13 protein-coding genes are annotated in these 15440 nt (G+C 47.3%); 7 read left to right on the top strand and 6 right to left on the bottom strand.

Annotated features, from left to right (window positions below):
- Positions 1-182: 182 nt before the first annotated feature.
- On the bottom strand, positions 183-2030 hold the full coding sequence (locus tag NH568_RS14300) for a peptidase S41 (protein WP_253048335.1): 1848 nt from the start codon (positions 2028-2030) through the stop codon (positions 183-185).
- Positions 2031-2102: 72 nt separating this feature from the next.
- Positions 2103-4103 (bottom strand): winged helix-turn-helix domain-containing protein, encoded by a 2001-nt coding sequence (locus tag NH568_RS14295; protein WP_253048334.1) that lies wholly within the window; start codon positions 4101-4103, stop codon positions 2103-2105.
- A gap of 236 nt (positions 4104-4339) precedes the next feature.
- Here NH568_RS14295 and NH568_RS14290 point away from each other — a divergent pair, with 236 nt between their 5' ends.
- The gene (locus NH568_RS14290) at positions 4340-5473 is read left to right on the top strand and encodes an alpha/beta hydrolase-fold protein (protein ID WP_253048332.1); all 1134 of its coding nucleotides are present in this window, start codon (positions 4340-4342) and stop codon (positions 5471-5473) included.
- 63 nt (positions 5474-5536) lie between these two features.
- On the opposite strand, the gene NH568_RS14285 is transcribed toward NH568_RS14290, so the two are convergent.
- From NH568_RS14285 to NH568_RS14270, 4 genes are all read right to left on the bottom strand, one after another.
- Positions 5537-6382, bottom strand: a complete 846-nt coding sequence (locus NH568_RS14285) for an acyl-CoA thioester hydrolase/BAAT C-terminal domain-containing protein (protein WP_253048331.1) — start codon at positions 6380-6382, stop codon at positions 5537-5539.
- 62 nt (positions 6383-6444) lie between these two features.
- Positions 6445-7146: a LytTR family DNA-binding domain-containing protein gene (locus tag NH568_RS14280; RefSeq protein ID WP_253048330.1), complete on the bottom strand. Its 702-nt coding sequence runs from the start codon at positions 7144-7146 to the stop codon at positions 6445-6447.
- Positions 7140-8153 carry a histidine kinase gene (locus NH568_RS14275; RefSeq protein WP_253048329.1) on the bottom strand — a complete coding sequence of 338 codons (1014 nt, stop codon included), beginning with the start codon at positions 8151-8153 and terminating at the stop codon, positions 7140-7142. Before NH568_RS14275 ends, NH568_RS14280 begins: the two co-directional genes overlap by 7 nt.
- Positions 8154-8314: 161 nt before the next feature.
- Positions 8315-8569, bottom strand: a complete 255-nt coding sequence (locus NH568_RS14270) for a RebB family R body protein (RefSeq protein ID WP_253048328.1) — start codon at positions 8567-8569, stop codon at positions 8315-8317.
- A 208-nt stretch (positions 8570-8777) separates the two neighbouring features.
- Here NH568_RS14270 and NH568_RS14265 point away from each other — a divergent pair, with 208 nt between their 5' ends.
- From NH568_RS14265 to NH568_RS14240, 6 genes are all read left to right on the top strand, one after another.
- Positions 8778-9461 carry a response regulator transcription factor gene (locus NH568_RS14265; protein WP_253048326.1) on the top strand — a complete coding sequence of 228 codons (684 nt, stop codon included), beginning with the start codon at positions 8778-8780 and terminating at the stop codon, positions 9459-9461.
- Positions 9462-9493: 32 nt separating this feature from the next.
- Positions 9494-10801 (top strand): sensor histidine kinase, encoded by a 1308-nt coding sequence (locus NH568_RS14260; RefSeq protein ID WP_253048325.1) that lies wholly within the window; start codon positions 9494-9496, stop codon positions 10799-10801.
- 114 nt (positions 10802-10915) lie between these two features.
- Positions 10916-13033: a TonB-dependent receptor gene (locus NH568_RS14255; protein ID WP_253048324.1), complete on the top strand. Its 2118-nt coding sequence runs from the start codon at positions 10916-10918 to the stop codon at positions 13031-13033.
- Between the two features lie 81 nt (positions 13034-13114).
- Entirely contained in the window at positions 13115-13411 is a 297-nt protein-coding gene (locus NH568_RS14250) for a hypothetical protein (RefSeq protein WP_156202450.1), read from the top strand.
- Entirely contained in the window at positions 13408-14976 is a 1569-nt protein-coding gene (locus tag NH568_RS14245) for a PepSY-associated TM helix domain-containing protein (RefSeq protein WP_253048321.1), read from the top strand. Before NH568_RS14250 ends, NH568_RS14245 begins: the two co-directional genes overlap by 4 nt.
- Entirely contained in the window at positions 14970-15284 is a 315-nt protein-coding gene (locus tag NH568_RS14240) for a DUF3325 domain-containing protein (RefSeq protein ID WP_253048319.1), read from the top strand. Before NH568_RS14245 ends, NH568_RS14240 begins: the two co-directional genes overlap by 7 nt.
- The last annotated feature ends 156 nt before the right edge of the window (positions 15285-15440 follow it).

Here is a 15440-nt window from a genome sequence, read left to right as displayed (position 1 = left end):
TTTTGTTTGAACCGTTATAATTGCACGCGGTTTAAACCTCTCATTTTTTGTGCGCCCATAGTAATCATCATTGTGATGATTAAAAGGCCGCTTAATGCTAGCGCGACAGTATCGCATTTTTGCCTGTAACCTCTTTAAATACATGGCAAAGATATACGATGCTGTCGGCTTCTGTTGCAAAATTATTGGGCAAGCTGTGCTTTTAAGTATGTCACGGCGGCTTCCAGTTGGTTATCTTGCTGTGCTCTTACACTGTCAATAGTTCTGGGGACCAGCATGTCTATTTCAACGCCCACGTTTATAAGGGGATCACCATTGAGGCGGTTAGCGAGCATATTGGTGAATACAAAGATGTGCTCCAGAGCCAGCTGATGTGAGAAGTTAAAAAAGTCAGCTTCAAAGATCTCTCCATTAATACCGGATGTCGGTTCGCCGAGTACTTTCAGGCCACCGCTTCGCGCAAATACCAAAGCATGCTCATTTTGACTCTGGCTTTCCCGTGAAGCCAGAACTATCGCTGGAATGTTTAAAGAGTTGCTATCGACACGAATAGTCTGTGACAGGTTTTGTACGAGAGTGTCGCTCTGATCTGGGGCGCCCTGCCAAAAATAGGTGAGTGTGTTGTTAATGGCATCACGTTGGATAAACCAACTCAGCACGCCTTGCCAACCACGCCAGCTGGTTGGGTATTGCCGTAAATCTAGTACCACCGCTTTGGCATCACTCAACTGGGCTTTCAGGTCTCCAAGGGCTTGTTGTTCGACATTGTAGACATTGACCCGATAAATACTATCACCCAGGTGCTCAAGTATATCGCTGCTCGTTGGTACGTATCGCATGCCGTTGAACGAGAGTAAGCCTTCAAGCTGTATCGGTGTGACAGTTTGCTGAACCTCGCTGCCATCTGGTTTTTTGAGCTGATACACAATGGGCGCATCAGATTTTTGATACAGGTGCTTTCGTGCTACCCAGTTAAGCCGGTGTAATTGATTTCGCAGTGAAGTGGTTGCGCGGCTTTGCAGATAAGCATGAACAGGTTCTCCATCAATTGAGATGATTTCGTCGCCTATCTCAATATTTGACGTATTTTTTTCTTCTGTCCGGGTGATCACCGCTTTCCCTTCCACAAGTTCGAATAGGAAGGGCATATAGTAACGATAAGGCTGGCGTTCAGGAGCCGGCAACGCGATCGAAAGGTGATTGTCATTGAGTTTTGTGAACTCTGTGTATATTTGAGACTCTCGCTGAGTATGACTGGGTTCAGTACAGGCTGTGAGGAGTGGTTTTAAACTCTGTGACCAGTTGACTTCCACCTGTTGAAAGTAAGGCCAGAAGTGCTGGATCATAGCCCACATACCAGAAACCGTAGCCATGCATATTTCCGGTTGCGCGAACGCTTCTTCCAGTTGCCAGCGACCTAACCGGGAGAATGTTTCACCTGATAACGGCGTCTGCACAGGCAGGTACAAAGGGAAATACAAGGTTTGCTGATCATAGGCTTGCGTTGTATATGGGTTACTTGGCAGATACGCCCGATTACTTAGTGAAGCATAGGTGCCCGACAGTAAGTTTCTGTCATAGGTGACCTGAGAAAAGGGCGCATTTTGCTGCCAGGCTGCAACCTGAGTCTGTTGCTCCAATGCAGGTAACTGATTTTGCGCGGTTGTGATGTACGGTGCAATTTGACGCAGTAACTCAATCCCTTTATCTGAGCGTTCATCCTCATTGGTCTGACTTAATTCGACAATACTCTCAGCAATAAAAAGCGGCCAGTCTGAATCCTTAACCTCTTCAGAGGGATAAAAATATTGCACCGAATGTGCGAGAGTTACAAAGTCTTCTATGTCGTCTATCAGGGCTTCATTGAATGTTACGGCAGGACGGGGCTGAGGCGCGCTGGGCAGACGCGTGTTATCGGGTGGTGTTCCCCGACTGACTTCGGAGGAAGTATCTTGATTTTCACTATTTCCGCCACCTCCACAGGCTACCAGGCAGAGGCTTATACATATAAAAAACAGCTGACGTCGCATGATGCATTTTCCTTATTTTTATCTTTATCAGGTACGAAGCTAGCGTTAATTTGAACGTATGTAAACCACCACTCAGGGATTGATCTTTGAGAGCATCAGGTCACTGTCGGTGTTTTTCCAGTGCGAATAATAATAAATAAGGGCGTTTTGCCCGGTATAGAAAGCACTGCTCACAAACTGGGCTGAATCAGGCAGCGGCCGCTGAGTAAGCAGGGTGAGCTGGTGGTTAAACTCAAGCAGCTGAGGAGTATCCGAAGCCGCTATCTGTACCAGAATACGCTCATCCACGGAGAAGGCGTGGCGTATTTTTCCGCTATCGGGTTGCCAGCGATGACCGGCAGATGTACTGAGTGTATTATCGTGCCAATATACTTGAAACGCCGAGTCTGCATAGACAAGGTGCCCAGAGCCGGGCAGCAACTTCACGTCACCGGAGTGGATTTCATAGCTCACTATATTGGCTTGCCCGGCATCGGCAAGGTAAAGCACCTCGGACTTTGACTGTTCAGAGGTTTGCCAGTATTCGACTCTGCTGATCTGTTGCCCAACAGCTAACTCTGAAAGCTCACGCGTCGCCGGGGTATACTCATAGACCTTGTTGTCAGCAGCAAACACCAGCCGGTTATTTGATGGATGCCAGATAGCGCGTGAAATAAAATCTTCTCTGAGAGGGTTAGAAAAAATAACGTCGGGGTGGGTGTGGTGATCTGTCAGATAAAGCTGAGGGTAACCGCTGCGATTCGAAACAAATACCACACGACGGCCGTCAGGTGACACTGAGGCAAGGTAGTCTTCATACTTACTGTCAATGAGCGCTGTGTCTGGATTACGGCTGCTAAACACCTTGATATTCTGACGCACCTGAGTGCTGAGAAGCTTGTCCTGAAAAATGTCCGCATTGGCGACGCCTGTAGATAAATCATGCTCAACAGGCACGAGCTGGTTATCGGCTGAGAGTGTAAATATTTCAGGCTTTAAGCTGTCCAGCAACACCAGCGTTTGCAAGCGCTCAGCCCATGCCAGTTTATAGAGCCCATCAAGTTCTGAATGTACGGGGGTGACAGTTTTGAGCTCAGGTTCAATCTTCGCCAGTGTGCTGTTGGATTTATGTTCAAACAATGAAATATAAAGGGCATCAGGAGCAGCGGCCAGATCCACCACTCGTTGTGTTTCAGACAGGGGCATCAGCGTCGTTAACTCAAAGCTGACCAAGTTGAGCTGCACAATCGCAGTACCCAACCCGCCGACTTGATCAGAAGACGACGTATTGTGTAATTGATGTGCAACAAAATAGAGCGCAGAACCGGGCCCCTTATGCAGGTGGCTAATATCACTCAGATGCTCGATTGTCGGGAGGCTTTGCTGAGATTGAACGCCAGATTGTGTTAGCGTATATCTTGTCAGCTTTACTCCATCAGAATCTGCCAGTGCAACTATCAGTTGCTCGTTCGTAAGCCATATAAAATCGCGGATCTGATTATCGGTTACGTACAGGTCCTGAGTCGGCTTTTTAAGTTTCCTGACAATCAGGTTAGTTTGTTTATCAATCCCCTTGCGCAGAAAGGCAATGGCCTCCCCATCAGGCGAAAACTGACCTCCAAACTCAGCCTCAGAAGTGAAGGTAAACGGTTGGGTCGAGGAGATAGATGCCGCTGGTTTGGAATAAATATAAGTAATAATAACAGAGAGTAACAGGGAAACTGTGATTGCATATATGATTGCTCTGGACGGTATTTCAGAGCGGGTTTTGGGCTGTGAAATTCTGGCTTCCAGGCTGTAACCCTGTTTGGCATGAGTAAAGATGATCTTGGGTGACTTGCTGCTGTCCCTGAGCGCCTTTCTTAGCAGTGCGATCAGACGTTGTAACGAACTGGGTGAAAAAACACGACCGGGCCAGACTGCTTCATACAGGGTCTCTTGTGCAACCACTGTACCGGACTTTGCAGCAAGTACACATAATAAGGCCATTGCTTTTGGTTCCAGCGTGTTAACACCGTCCGGGTGCTGCACCTGATTACGCAGAGGGTCAATGACTATGTCGTTTATTGCAAAAGCGTTAGTGAGTTTTTCCATGTTTAACTTATTGATTTATATGACCTAAGAAATTCCTAAGGTAAAAATTAGGGCGACTGCATCGCCCCTGTATGTGTTTCATGCTCTATTGCGCTACGCAGTCGGTGTGAATGGTCAAACCGGAATTTGCCCTCAGTAGGTGCTTTCGTGCATTCACATCATTGCACCTGTTTGTGTACTCATGCGGATGAGTATTTAAGCGCTTTTTAATAATAAATACAATGGAGTAAATGGAAATGAAGCAAGTTTGCTTAGTACTATTGTTACTTTTGTCTGGCGTATCCTGGAGCAACGACAGAGACATAGAGATACCGATCAGTTCAAAGGTGTTCAAACAACAACGGACAGTGCATATCTCTTTGCCAACAGGCTATTTTAGCAGGGAAAACAAAGCGCGGCGCTATCCGGTACTTTACCTGACCGATGCCAGCGCACAGTTAGAGCATGCTGCCAGTATGATCCATTACCTGCAAGGTGGTATTTCTGAGATGATAGTTGTAGGGATTGAAACGCGTTCTCGAAGTCGGGATTTGAGTCCGTACGGGGATAACGGGCAGGTTATCACTAATCCGGAGCAACATCAGCTGCTTACCTTTATTCGCACTGAGGTTATGCCGCTTGTTGAACAGCGCTATCGAACCAACTCATTCGATTTACTCAGCGGGCACTCTCTGGGCGGCTTATTTACCTTGTACAGTATGTTGTCGGCTTCAGAGTTATTCGATGTCTACATTGCGCTATCACCGGCTTTGGGCTGGGGGAGTAGTAATTTCCTGCCTTTTGTTGAACAGCATCCACAACGACTAAAGCTGGATAAAACGCTCATCATCTCGACGGAGGGAGATACACCATTCGAACAACAAATTCCGAACTTTATTCGCCTGAGAAAGAATCTGGATGTACATGCCGGACCCAAGCTGAACTGGCATGCTGATATCTATGAGGCAGAAGATCATATGACCATAGCACATATTGGCTTGTATGATGCTGTGCGTTACGTTTTTCGTAACTGGTGGATCACCGGTGAGCAGATCAAAGGAGACAAACGCCAATTTGATAAGCACTATCAGGGGTTGTCTGACCGTCTCGGCTATCAGGTGGTGCCTGAGTTTAATGAACTTTGGGGGTTGAGTAATTATCTGGTTGTTAAAGAGTATTTGGAAGAGGCCGAGTACATCGTGAACAAATGGATTGACTATTATCCACACACTGCCGAGCCTTACGGCATGTTGAGCCGGGTGCTGATGGCCAAAGACTCGCCGCAGTTGGCGATAGAAGCAGTAAATAAGGCAATAAACTTGTCTGTGGATGATGCATCTCAGCTGGCCTGGCTAAAGAAGCAAAAGACTAAAATCCAACAAGCATTATGATATGAGAAAAACAGCCGGAAACCCATAAGATGAGTTACCGGCTGGTGTCGATTCAGAACTCAGTTATTGACACTCATTGACCAGAGTCTTAGTTAAAAACTGATTAACCTGATTTTGTACATCGCGGTTAAAGCTGTAATGGCCGCCTGGTAATTCAAGATGTTGATATGGATAAGAAAAATCTGCTTTTTTGAGCGAGGCTATGATCTCTTGTGCCATATAATGAGAGGGCCAGATTTCATCTTGCCTGGCAGAGACCAGCAGTACCGGGCCATTAGTTTTTTCTACCGGGATCCGCGCTGCGTTCAACGTCTTGGTGTCAGCCCTGTCTAGTGCTGCAGAAAATGCGGGTGTGTAACTTCCGGTGACCACGCCTTTTTGCATATGCCAGGAAAGTAAAGGTGCATTAACGTAAGGGAGCGGCGATCCGTTAAGCTGCCAGCCCGGCTCAGAAGACAGTGTCTTTACAGCGTTCCAGCTAACGTGACTTGGCATAACGGCAACCGCATGGTTGATATGCTCAAAATGACTGGCCAATAGCAGCGCCAACTCAGCCCCTTTTGAGAAGCCATACACGGCAATACAGTTTTTGTTAATGCCCGGATGCTCTGCGAGTTTGCTAATACGGCTGGCGATGTCATCCAGTGGCAGTGAGATCTGCCGTTGCGGTGTGCCCGGCGTGCCATAATAAGCCAAAGAGGCAACCGACATACCGTGCTTATGAAAGCTATCTATGAGCGGTTTAAAATGTGGCTGAGCCAGTGTGTTTCCGCCCTCGCTGCCACCGAGCAGAATGACCAATGGATGAGGCTGACCGTCTTCGATAAAGTGATGCTTTACATCAGGGTCGGTGGACGATGTGCAGGCACTAAGCAGCCCTACCATTAAAATTGGCATTGCAAATTTCATAGAATTTTCCTGTGTTTATTATTGTCAGATATGAAATTGAGTGGACAGGGTCTACTCAAGGGTTAAAGCTGTAATTTTTGGCGAAGGAGTTTGGCCCCACTGCGGCTACTGAACACTTGTTGTTCACTTTGAGTTAATCTGATCAGATAACCTCCGGTTACCCAGCGCTCTAAGGCACTAATACTGAGTTTGTTAACTATGGCATTGCGGTGAATGCGAATAAACTCATCGGGCAGGGTGTCCATCAGTTCTTCCAGCGTTAAGTCTATGGGATATGACTGTGTGCCGCTGTAGGCAATGGCATGGCCATGCTCTAATTTAATGACTTCTATCTGGTTTGCTTCTACGCGTGTTACCTTATCGCCCACTTTACTGGTCAGTACGAGAGGTTCGATATTTGGCGAAAGTTGCGCCTGAACCCGAGACAGCGCCAGAGCGAGCCGTTCGTTGGTGTAGGGTTTGAGCAGGTAATCAGTTGCGCCCAGTGTAAAAGCATCTACAGCAAACTTGCAGTAGGCCGTGGTAAAAATAATCTGGCCTTTAAAGCCTGCATTTTTTAATTCCTGACTGAGTTGTATTCCATTGAGCCCTGGCAGGTTGATATCAAGAAAAACCAAATCGATAGAATGTTGCCGGAAGCTGCGCAAAAAGTTTTCCGGTTCCTCACCGTGATAAACAAGCTGATAGTCACATAACTGAGTTAACTGTGCTTTGAGTTTAACAAAGGCAGGCTGTTCATCTTCGATGATCGCAATATTCAGCATGGGAGCTCCTGTAACACAAACTGCGCCCTGGCGCCGCCATTTGGTTGGTTGGAAAGAGTCAGCTTAGTGTTGGCCTCCAGCTCGAGTCTTGACCGGGTGATTGCCAGTCCAAGGCCCGGTTTGACACCGCCAAGTAAAATCTCTGGCCCAAAGCCGACGCCATTGTCGTAAACAGCGATAGTGGGGCGACCAGCTGCAAAGTGCGCATGAATGGTCACGCACAGAGGCCGCCGGTTGCCATGTTTTATGGCGTTTTCAATAAGTGGCTGTAACACCATGGCGGGTAGAGGCGCACTTAGCAGCGCTTCATCAATGTCAAATGCGACCTGCAGATTATTGCCAAACCGACATTGCTCGATTTCACACCACTGATGGAGCATCAACAATTCATCCGATAAGGAAACGACGCCAGACGACTGATGGTCCGAAATAGCGTGTTTGAGCGAGTAGCGCAGTATCGCTGACAGGTTGTGCACCAGCGTTTCGGCCTGACCCGGGCTGGACTGTACTAAGGCCGCTATAGTATTCAAGCTGTTAAATAAAAAGTGTGGGTTGAGCTGACTGTGAAGTACTTTTATTTCAGCCTGCTGACGCAGCAACTGCTCATCTTTTAAGTGCTTTCGGGTGAGGTAAAATTTTACCAGTAATAGTATTGCGCTGCTCCAGGGCAGAGCGATGATAAGTGCATCACTAAGCATAAAGGCAGGTATGCCCAGCAAGTGTGCTCTGAGTGCCCCAAATATCCATCCTCCAGCGGCCATGCTCAGATAGAGGGAGAAAAATTGCAGCATCCAGTGCGTTATTTTTGCCCTTTGTATCAGTACATAGCCCAAAATCATGGGTAGCCAGTACATAAAGAGAACGGCACTGACGGACGAAAGAACAACAGGAAGTGAGAGTGCAGCAGCGCGTTGTGCCCAGTCGGTAAAGCTAATAGACAGACTCACCATGGCAATAATGGTTAATGCGCCGAGCTGCTCATTGCGCTGTAAAGAAACTACTGACATCTCAATCTTCCAGGTAAAAATCGTGTGGACATCTTACCCTAAATAGAGACTCGTGCAGCAATAAGCCAAGTGAATTGTCATTTTTGCTGGCTGAATGGCACAAAGCCATCAAGTCCTAAGCATAGTTTGCCAGGATCATGATGGCTGAGCGAGGGAACCTGTTAGCGGAAAATCCGGCTGGTGGCAGCGCCTGTGCTGGCGGTATCTATACCGTACAGCGCTGAGACGCCTTGGGCGACAGGGGTCATAGGAAATGTCTGGGCCACGTTGGCGTTATGTGCTGCGTTAGACAACGCCTGGCTTGTTGCAAGCATAAAGTTACCCGTGGCAACTGCCGGCGCATCACCAAGCACTTTGGTATTGACTTGAGAAACTGAATCCGTGATCTGACTGTTTACAGCGGTAGGAAATGCCATGCGTTTGCTTCCTTCTAGGGCCTTTATCATTTTTGTGACTATAGCTCAGCTTTAAAATTAGCTCGATTACAGCTGATTACAGAGTATGTACATCAGCTAGTTGCACAAACATCATTATTCCTCATGTGAGTACAATTTACATTTATAGCGGCAGTCCTTATGATACTCACTTGCAACTGATTATCATTACTATCTTTTGGGGCCTTGTGTGGTACATAAAATACTCTTAATCGAAGACGACAGTACATTAAGCGCCTATCTGGCTGATTTATTGCGCAAGGCGGGCTACCACACCGATCAGTGCTTTGACGGTGAACGCGGACTTGAAGTGGCAAGGACTCAGCAGCACCACCTGATCCTGCTGGATAAAATGTTACCTAAACTTGATGGGGTGACTTTGCTCCAAAAACTACGCGCATCGAGCCAGCAGCCAGTGATCATGGTTTCCGCTAAAGGTGCAGAGGAAGAACGGATTGTGGGCCTCAGTCACGGTGCGGATGATTATGTAGCAAAGCCGTTTAACGCAACGGAGTTATTGCTGAGAATTGAGCGCCTGTTAAAGCGCAGTCACGGTAATACTGCACCCATCACTCAGTCTGAAATTACCGTGGATGGTCTCACGCTGGCACTACATACACAGTCTATTATGCTGCATGGAAAACCACTGGATTTTACGCCGATCCAGTTCAAACTGCTGTGGGCACTCATGTCACAGCAAAATACCATAGTCCCTAAAGCTGATCTCTATATGTCGGTACTGAACAAAAAGCTTGGCGCATACGATCGCAGTCTGGATATGCATTTAAGCCGGGTACGCAGAAAGCTCAATGATGCCAACTGGTTTGGCGAGCGACTGCAAACGGTGCATGGCCAGGGGTACTGTTTTAAATGAAGCGCACATTTCTATGGAAATTATGCCTAATTGTGGCAACGGGTTTAGTGGCATTTTTCTACCTGTTACATGCTCTGACATTAAAAACCGAAGAAAGCATGAGCATGATTGCAAAAGCGGATCGTGCAGAGCTGACGCAGTGGCGCATCAAGTCTGAGCAACTCTACATGGCTAATAATACTCAGGCACTGAATGCCTGGTTAGCGCAACTGATGGCGGAAGAATCGACCTGGGCATCGGTCGCTAGTTTCAGGGCGATCCACCTTGCCGGAGAACCGATAGACAAAGACATTGTCGGCACTTACCATTTTGGGCGCAGTATAGAGTGGAAAATTCATCTCTATTTTTCCGCAAATCCGGTGATGGAATTACCCTTTGAGCACAGCAATGCCAGCTTGCTGATAAAGCTACCCAGCAGGATGCGCCCTGGTACATACTGGGCAACCACCAAGTTTTTACTTCAGGTCCTGATCCCGATGGGGGTGTTAGCTGTGCTGTCAGTATTACTTTATCAGCACATTATTACTCCATTACGCAAACTGGACAGTGCCACATCGGCATTTAGTCGGGGTAACTTTAAGGTCAGACTGGGCAGATATTTGGGAAAACGTAACGATGAGTTTGCCCACCTGGCTGCCACCTTTGACCAGATGGCGGCCAAAATTGGTGAGTTGATCGCCAGTCAGCGACAGCTTATTGCCGATCTGTCTCATGAGTTACGCACGCCGCTTACTCGTCTCGACATTGCGGTAGAGGGTTTTGAAGTGGATGATGCTCAGACACACCTTGCACGGATCGCGCGCGAGTCCGCTCAGATCCGAAAGCTTGTTGAAGATTCACTGACACTGGCCTGGTTGGAAAATGAAAAACCAGTGCTAAAAAGAGAAAACGTCGACTTAGTGGACTTGCTCGATGTGCTGGTGGAGGATGCCAGGTTCGAGTTTCCTGACAGGCGTATTGTTTTTGAACCACCCGCTAACGCCATTGTACAAAACAGCTGCCACCGAGCTTTGTGTCCTGCCGTAGAAAACGTGATTCGCAATGCGCTGCGTTACACGCCGGTGGGAAAGCATGTGCAGATCACGCTGACACAGCAAACTGAGCAGTATTGCATTCAAATTCAGGATCAGGGGCCAGGGATCCCGGAGGTATTTCTTGAGAAAGTGTTTGAACCATTTTTTCGCGTTGAGAATGCCCGTCTTGCAGAAAATGACAGTTTTGGCCTGGGTCTGGCGCTGGCAAAGCGCCACCTGGCGAGCGTAGGGGCCAGTATTTCGGCACATAATCCCAGCACTGGTGGTCTTTTGGTTACGATAATGATTCCCATTTCTCAAATGTAACAGTTGTAAAAGTGATTGCCTGAAAAGTCTAAATGACAATAATTCCGATTTAGACTTTTAACTTGTTGTTTGACTGAGACGTAAACCATGCCATTTGCCCCACATAGAAATCATTTGTTTAAAAAAAGCCTTTTAGCCTGTTCGGTTGCTTTGAGCTGTTTTGGAACCAGCGTTTATGCTGCGCAGACTAGCGATGATACGGACGAGCAGAAAATAGAGCGGATCGCGGTCGTTGGTGCCACAACCAATTCTGAGATCACGCCTGAGGTGTTAGAAAATTATCAGGCGAACGATCTGGAAGACGTTTTTCGCCATACTCCGTCGGTTACGGTCGGCGGCTCGTTGGGGATTGCACAAAAGATTTTTGTCCGGGGCCTGGAAGATTCCATGGTGAATGTCACGGTGGATGGTGCGCCGCAAACCAGTACTTTGTTCCACCATATTGGCCGTGTTGCAATAGAGCCTGAGTTGCTGCGTAGCGTTGAAGTGCAAGCGGGTGCTGGTGAGGCAACGGCAGGTTCAGGCGCCGTAGGCGGTGCTATTCGTTTTAAAACCAAAAGTGCTGATGATTTACTCAAAGCCAGCGAACGATTTGGCGGTACAGTTAAAGCGAGTTATTTTACCAATGATGGTCACAAAGAAAGTGTGTCTTTATACGGTAAAGTCACCGATTCGATAGGTGTGTTGGCCTCGTATGTCACTGTTAGCCGGGAGAACATGGAAGATGGTGATGGCCAGGAAATTCCTGGGACTGCTGCTGATCAGACCCTGGGTTTTGTGAAAGTTAATACGCAACTGACTGACAATCAGGAGTTGGTTGTTAGTTTTGAGCGCCGCAAAGAAGAAGGTAAATTTGGTAAGCAAACCAACTGGGCACCGCTACAAACCGATCCACTGTTCTCATCCTGGGGGGAGCGCGAAACTTTGGTTCTGAACCATACCTGGTATCACAGCGCTTTGATTAATTTAGAAACCACGGTTTATCAGACCGGGTCATCATTTAAACGTGAGTTATATACCTGGGATGCGTCGATTGAAACGACCGGCTTCGATATTCGCAATACCAGTGATATTGGTACGCACACTGTGACATATGGTATCGAGCGTAAAAATGACAAAGTAGACTCTGAGTCTTATGGCGATTTTGGCGGCATTTACGACGAAGATGGCACAGTGACTGGGCTCTATGTGCAGGATCACTGGCAAATGCGCGACGATTTACTGTTGAGTTTTGGCTTGCGTCACGACAGTTATGAACTCGATCACAATGGTATTGATGCAAACTGGGTAAAAGTGGATGGTGTCTGGGTTATCGAAAAAGATGCCAATGGCAATCCAGTGACAACCAGCAACGCATTTTCAACGGAAAAACAGGATGGGTTCAGTAAAAACGTCGGCCTTGTGTACGAACTTGCTGAAAATCTCAAGCTGTCGATGGGTTATGCCGAAGCACTGCGTGGCAGGCAGGTGGCTGATGCCTTTACAGTCGGTGAGTTAACACCCAATGAAAACCTGAACCCTGAAGAGGTTGAAAATACTGAACTGGGTCTGCAATACAACGATGGCACCTGGATGCTGGAAGCGTCACTGTATGTCAGTACCATAGATGATGTGGTATTTGACAAGTTTAAAGGCCGAGAAGGCGTTTTCTATGAAAACATCGGTGAGTTAGAAAGCAAAGGATTTGAGCTGGTTGCCGGATATCAGGCGGATAATTTTGATGTGATTATCAGCTACAACAACAATGATGTTGAACTGAATAATGCCGTATTTAACTGGCCAGATCCGGCAGCCCCGGACTCGACTAAACCCGTTACAATCAATGGTATCGATATGGCTGCCTATGAATATGGCGGGCTGGGGAATGCGGTTGGCGATTCGGTCAATGTTAATTTTAACTACCGCCTGAATGAGCAGATTAAACTGGGCTGGAATTATCACTATGTCGCAAGCCTCAATGATATCGAGGTTTTCCATCGCTCTATGGAGCTGGGCTGGGTCACTGAACTGGAAACCATCAGCAAGCCAAGTTATCAACTGGTTGATGCTTACATCAGCTATGCGCCGTTTGAGGCATTTAAAGTGGATTTGTCTGTTCAGAACCTGCTCGATGAATCATATCGCAGTCACGGCAGTGTCGCAGACTATGGTCATATCACTGGCTATGAAAACGTGGTTGGTATCAAAGAAGCCGGTCGTGATATCCGTTTGACACTAACCTATCAGTTCTAACCTCAAATCATCTTAGCCATAGTACTTGATTAGACTGTGGCTGAGATGGCGCCTATTTCTTCATAGTATGGTTTTAATATCATGAGCTTATCAGCAAAGCCTGTTCAAGCCTTTGCGCTTGGCTGGCGGGTATTACTTGCCCTGGTTGGCGGGTTTGCGATTGCTAACCTCGCCGCCATAGCCATTTCTCAATTACCCGGGGATAACAAAGTGGATGGCATCGTTGCCGGTATGATGTGGAGTTTTGTTGTTTATACACTGGTTGTGATCAGTGTATTTACAGTCAGAACTGCATGGCGTGCAACTTTGCTGGTATCGACCCTAATAGCTTTGCTGTATGGCCTTATTCACTTACTTTCTGTATCGGAGGCCTTATGAAAGCAAGGTTTCGACAGTCCATGGGCTGGCTGCACACCTGGAGCGGCGTGGTGTTTGCCTGGATATTGTATTTTATCTTTGTGACTGGCAGCTTAGGTTACTTCGAAAACGAGATTGATCGCTGGATGAAGCCCGAAATTGTCACAAGCAATGATATTTTGGACAAACAAGCCATTGATTTGGCGATGGCACAGCTTGGCGAACACGCTGATGATGCATCTCAGTGGTATGTGAGCCTGCCTACCTCGCGGGATCCTTACATTGAAATCTCTTGGTTACAGCCCGGCGACCCAGAGAAACAGGTCCGTCGTCAGTGGTATGAGAAGCCGCTTGAGCCAAACACGGGAGACATTACGTCTATCCGGGATACCAGCGGTGGAGAAGCCCTGTACCGGCTACACTATAACTTGCACTACGTGCCGCCGCTGGTGGGTTATATCCTGACCAGTCTGGCAGGCATGCTCATGCTAATTGGTTTGGTGACCGGGGTGATCATTCACAGGAAGATTTTTGCTGAGTTTTTTACTTTTCGAAGCGCCAAAGGCCTGCGTTCCTGGCTGGATATTCACAATGTTTTCAGTGTATTGCCATTGCCGTTTCATTTAATGATCACCTACAGCGGCGTTATGTTGCTCATGGGGGTGACCATGTCTAAGGTCATTGACAGCCAATATGGTGAAGGCAGACAGATGCATCGTCAGTTTTATGATGCCTCTCAGCTGGAGGAATACACCACCCTGGCCACAGAGATTTTGCCAGCTCAGTTAAATGTAGATACGGCACTGTCTGATGCAAAACAGCGAGTGACCGATCAGGCGGTCAACTTTGTCGGTGTCATTGACAGGGGCACTGACACTGAACACATAGAGATCTGGTTTGAAACCAGTGAAGGAGTTGAGTTTGCCTCATTGCTCAAATATCGTGCCCGTACAGAGCGGGTTGAGGTTGAGATAGCGACTGGCAAAGCAGGACAGGCTGCTGCGGTATATGATCTGCTTGAACACCTTCACGAAGGTCTGTTTGCTGATATTTATCTGCGCTGGGTGTATTTCCTCTGTGGGTTATTTGGCGCTGCGATGATTGCATCCGGAATGATCATCTGGCTAAAAAAGCAGACGATGAAAGAGGCCACACCTCCATTACTTATATCCCTAATCGCCAGACTAAACAGAGGTGTTTTGCTCGGTCTGCCGATTGCAGTCGGCTGCTATTTTCTGAGTAACCGGCTACTTCCTGTTGAAATGTCAGGCCGTGCCGACTGGGAGATACATGTGTTGTTTGCTGCATGGGTGTTGTGCTGTCTGTTTTGTTTGATTAATCGGAGTCAAAATCAGTGGCTAACTTTGCTTTGGAGCGCAGCCCTTGTTTATTTTGTTATTCCCCTGGTCAATATGCTCACCACACATCACAGCATCATAAACAGTCTGCTGAACGCAGACTGGCTGATGCTCGGTTTTGATCTCAGTATGTGGTTATTTGCCGTTTGCTTTGGACTGGCGGCGACAGTTGTATCTAAAAAGGATGCAGGATCGCACTTGGCTAAAAAGGAGCCGTTAGTATGCTGATCACTTTAATACTGATATTGCTGTTGTTCGGTTTTGCGCTGCTCAGCATGGCGATGCATCGTCATTACAGTCAGGTTATTGGGCTATCTATGCATCCAGCCAGGCAACAGCTTTGGTTGTTGCGTATCGGTGGGACTGGATTGAACCTTATCGCTTTGTTTGTTTGTGTTTTTTCCTGGGGAGTTTCACGAGGACTCGTATACTGGTTTGGCAGTGCAACTATGGTGGTCTTTATTGTGATTGGTGTTTTGACCTACCGTCCCAGATGGCTGCGCTGGATTTGTAGGCCAGTGGCTTACAAGTTATAAAGTTCTCCAAAATAGAACAAATCTATCAGATTTTACGTAATTACGTTCTTAATCAACTATGTAATCATGACCATGGTCTACAGGCACTCGTGCCTATACTTAACGAAAGAAGTGATCACACATGCTTAGCTGGTTAAAACATATGTTGCCGGGACA

This window comes from Pseudoalteromonas sp. XMcav2-N (assembly GCF_024124545.1).
GTDB lineage: Bacteria > Pseudomonadota > Gammaproteobacteria > Enterobacterales > Alteromonadaceae > Pseudoalteromonas.
The sequence above is the reverse complement of the archived record's forward strand: the minus strand, read 5'-3'. Positions and strand labels throughout refer to the sequence as shown.

Excerpts from the sequence above, each read along its gene's own strand:
- NH568_RS14300 (WP_253048335.1), bottom strand. The coding sequence starts at position 2,030 with ATGCGACGTCAGCTGTTTTTTATATGTATAAGCCTCTGCCTGGTAGCC.
- NH568_RS14295 (WP_253048334.1), bottom strand. The coding sequence starts at position 4,103 with ATGGAAAAACTCACTAACGCTTTTGCAATAAACGACATAGTCATTGAC.
- NH568_RS14290 (WP_253048332.1), top strand. The coding sequence starts at position 4,340 with ATGAAGCAAGTTTGCTTAGTACTATTGTTACTTTTGTCTGGCGTATCC.
- NH568_RS14285 (WP_253048331.1), bottom strand. The coding sequence starts at position 6,382 with ATGAAATTTGCAATGCCAATTTTAATGGTAGGGCTGCTTAGTGCCTGC.
- NH568_RS14280 (WP_253048330.1), bottom strand. The coding sequence starts at position 7,146 with ATGCTGAATATTGCGATCATCGAAGATGAACAGCCTGCCTTTGTTAAA.
- NH568_RS14275 (WP_253048329.1), bottom strand. The coding sequence starts at position 8,153 with ATGTCAGTAGTTTCTTTACAGCGCAATGAGCAGCTCGGCGCATTAACC.
- NH568_RS14270 (WP_253048328.1), bottom strand. The coding sequence starts at position 8,569 with ATGGCATTTCCTACCGCTGTAAACAGTCAGATCACGGATTCAGTTTCT.
- NH568_RS14250 (WP_156202450.1), top strand. The coding sequence starts at position 13,115 with ATGAGCTTATCAGCAAAGCCTGTTCAAGCCTTTGCGCTTGGCTGGCGG.
- NH568_RS14245 (WP_253048321.1), top strand. The coding sequence starts at position 13,408 with ATGAAAGCAAGGTTTCGACAGTCCATGGGCTGGCTGCACACCTGGAGC.
- NH568_RS14240 (WP_253048319.1), top strand. The coding sequence starts at position 14,970 with ATGCTGATCACTTTAATACTGATATTGCTGTTGTTCGGTTTTGCGCTG.